The organism is Kitasatospora sp. NPDC057512 (assembly GCF_042802135.1).
Taxonomy (GTDB): domain Bacteria; phylum Actinomycetota; class Actinomycetes; order Streptomycetales; family Streptomycetaceae; genus Kitasatospora.
The window spans coordinates 1-3,028 of record NZ_JBHVET010000894.1 but is presented as its reverse complement, the minus strand read 5'-3'; the positions used below and the strand labels follow the sequence as shown (position 1 = coordinate 3,028).

2 protein-coding genes and 1 pseudogene are annotated in these 3,028 nt (G+C 75.4%); all 3 read right to left on the bottom strand.

Annotated elements, in window-relative coordinates:
* Positions 1–177: 177 nt before the first annotated feature.
* Positions 178–1,599 carry an acyl-CoA synthetase gene (locus ACFU6K_RS35425; RefSeq protein ID WP_380670200.1) on the bottom strand — a complete coding sequence of 474 codons (1,422 nt, stop codon included), beginning with the start codon at positions 1,597–1,599 and terminating at the stop codon, positions 178–180.
* Positions 1,600–1,827: 228 nt separating this feature from the next.
* A complete protein-coding gene (locus ACFU6K_RS35420; RefSeq protein ID WP_380670198.1) occupies positions 1,828–2,790 on the bottom strand; it encodes an electron transfer flavoprotein subunit alpha/FixB family protein in 963 nt (320 codons plus the stop codon).
* A gap of 46 nt (positions 2,791–2,836) precedes the next feature.
* Positions 2,837–3,028, bottom strand: a pseudogene (locus tag ACFU6K_RS35415) (electron transfer flavoprotein subunit beta); the annotation flags it as partial.

Genomic DNA, 3,028 nt, shown 5'->3' with positions numbered 1-3,028 from the left:
ACCGGAAGCCGCCGGCGTGCCGCCCGGGGGGTCGGCCCTGCCTGCGTGTCACGTTAGGCACGCGTCCGCTCACCGCGCGCAGTGGAGTGCGCCAATGGAAGGGTCACGGGTGGTGAGCACCGACGGCGCATCAGGGTGAACACCCGTCATCCGAGGGGGCGTCCGACCGACCTCTCCTCAGCGGCCGCCGGCCTCCGTCAGCAGCTGCTTCTTCAGCACCTTTCCCAGGGCGTTCCTGGGCAGTTCGGGCACCAGGACGACCCGGCGCGGCCGCTTGTGCACCGAGAGCCGCTCCGCCACGAAGGCCGTCAGCTGCTCCCCCGTCACGGCGCCGTCCGGGATGACGTACGCGACGATCGCCTGTCCGAGGTCCTCGTCCGGCACGCCGACCACCGCCGCGTCGGCGACCGCCGGGTGGTCGCGCAGCGCGGCCTCCACCTCGCCCGCGCCGATCCGGTAGCCGCCGCTCTTGATCAGGTCCACCGAGGCGCGGCCGACGATCCGGTGGAAGCCGTCCGCCCCGATCACCGCGACGTCGCCGGTCCGGAACCAGCCGTCCGCCGTCCACGCCTCGGCGTCCGCGTCCGGCCGGTTGAGGTAACCGCTGAACAGCGTCGGCCCGGAGACCTGGAGTTCGCCGACGCTCTCCCCGTCGCTGGGCACCGGCGCGCCGTCCTCGCCGACCAGCCGGGTGCGGACGCCCTCCACCGGCAGCCCGACGCTGCCGGGGCGCCGCTCGCCGTCCGCCCGGGTGCTGACGGTGATCAGCGACTCGGTCATCCCGTAGCGCTCGATCGGGGCGTGCCCGGTGAGCGCCGCGAGCTTCTCGAACACCGGGACGGGCAGCGGCGCGCTGCCGGAGACCAGCAGCCGGGCCGGGGCGAGCCGGGCCGCGGCCTGCGGGTCCGCCGCCAGCCGGGACCACACGGTGGGCACCCCGAAGTACAGGCTGCCGCCCGCCGCCGCGTACCCCTCCGGGGTGGGCCGCCCGGTGTGCACCAGCCCGCTTCCGGTGCGCAGGGCGCCGAGCACGCCGAGCAGCAGCCCGTGCACGTGGAACAGCGGCAGGCCGTGGACGAGGGTGTCCTCGGCGGTCCACTGCCAGGCGGCGGCGAGGGCGTCCAGGTCGGCGGCGATCGCCTCGCGCCGGATCACCACGCCCTTGGGGGCGCCGGTGGTGCCCGAGGTGTAGAGCACGAAGCCGGTCGACGCGGCGGCCGGCTCGGCGTAGCTGGTGGTGGAGCGCCGCGCGGGGTCGACCGGCAGCCCCGCCACCGAGGTGTCCTGCGGCAGCACCTCCCCGACGGCGTGCGCGAGCAGCGCCGCGCCCGAGTCGCGCAGGATGTGCTCGCGCTCCTTGGGCCCCGAGTCGGGCGGCAGCGGCACCACCGGGACGCCCGCCAGCAGGCCGCCGACCACGGCGGTGACGGTCTCGACCGTGGGCCGGGCGAGCACCGCGAGCGCCGGGGCGCCGGCCACCCGGTCGGCGACGGCGGTCGCCGCACCCAGCAGGTCCTCCCGGGAGAGCGTCCGACCGTCGATCCGCAGCGCGTCCGCCGCGTCGCCGAAACCGCCCTGAAGTGCCGTCAGCAGTGCCATGCCACCGTCCTCGCCTCGTCCATTGCCACCGCGCCGCGCCCGTGCGCCACGCGCCGGCGCCGACTCTACGGGCCGCCGCCCGGCCCGCCGCGCGCCGGGGACGGCGAGCGGGGCCGACGACGGCGGAGAACGACCGGGAAGGCCGGGGAAGGACCGGGGAGGGCCGGGTACGACGGAGGGCGCGGCACCGGGCACCCGGCACCACGCCCTCCGAACCTTCCGCGCGGATCAGGCCTTGCGGGCCTTCACCTCGGCGGTGAGCTGCGGCAGCACCTCGAAGAGGTCGCCGACCACGCCGTAGTCGGCGAGCTCGAAGATCGGGGCCTCGGGGTCCTTGTTGACGGCCACGATGGTCTTCGAGGTCTGCATGCCGGCCCGGTGCTGGATCGCGCCCGAGATGCCCGCCGCGATGTAGAGCTGCGGGGAGACCTGCTTGCCGGTCTGGCCGACCTGGCTGCTGTGCGGGTACCAGCCGGCGTCCACGGCGGCACGCGAGGCGCCGACGGCCGCGCCCAGCGCGTCCGCGAGCTCCTCGACCACGCCGAAGCCCTCGGCGGCACCGACGCCGCGGCCGCCGGAGACCACGATCGCGGCCTCGGTCAGCTCGGGGCGGCCGGAGGACACCCGCGGGGTGCGCGAGACGACCTTGGCGGCGTTGCCGGTGAACGCCACGGCCACGTCCTCCACCGCGCCGGCGGCCGGGGCGGCCTCCGGGGCGACGGCGTTCGGCTTGACGGTGATGACCGGCGCACCGTTGCTCACCCGGGAGTCGACGGTGTACGAGGCGGCGAACACCGACTGGGTGGCGATCGGGCCCTGGTCGCCGGCGCGCAGGTCGACGGCGTCGGTGATGATGCCGGAGCCGATCCGTAGCGCGACGCGCGCGGCCACCTCCTTGCCCTCGCCGGAGGACGTCACCAGCACCGCGGCGACGTCGTTCGCCTTGGCGATCTGGGCCAGCGCGTCCACCTTCGGGACGACCAACTGGTCGGCGAACTCCGCGCCGTCGGCGACGTACACCTTCGCCGCACCGTACTCGCCGGCCTTCGCCGCGATGCCGGCCGCGGCCGCACCGGCGCCCAGGACGACGGCGGACGGCTCACCGATGCGGCGGGCCAGGGTCAGCAGCTCCAGGGCCGGCTTGCGCACCGCACCGTCGGCGTGGTCCACCAGGACGAGAATCTCAGCCATTGCTCAATGTCTCCGTGTATTCGCTGGGTCGGGGGGTGGGGGCGGCTCAGATGAACTTCTGGTCGGCGAGGAAGCCGGCGAGCGACTTGCCGCCCTCGCCCTCGTCCTTGACGACCGTGCCCGCGGTCCGCGCCGGACGCGCAGCCACCGACTCCACCGCCGTCCACGAACCCGCCAGACCGACCTCGTCCGCCTCGATGCCCAGGTCGTCCAGGTCCCACGACTGCACCGGCTTCTT

Coding starts and splice junctions, on each gene's coding strand:
- ACFU6K_RS35425 (WP_380670200.1), bottom strand. CDS start 1,599: ATGGCACTGCTGACGGCACTTCAGGGCGGTTTCGGCGACGCGGCGGAC.
- ACFU6K_RS35420 (WP_380670198.1), bottom strand. CDS start 2,790: ATGGCTGAGATTCTCGTCCTGGTGGACCACGCCGACGGTGCGGTGCGC.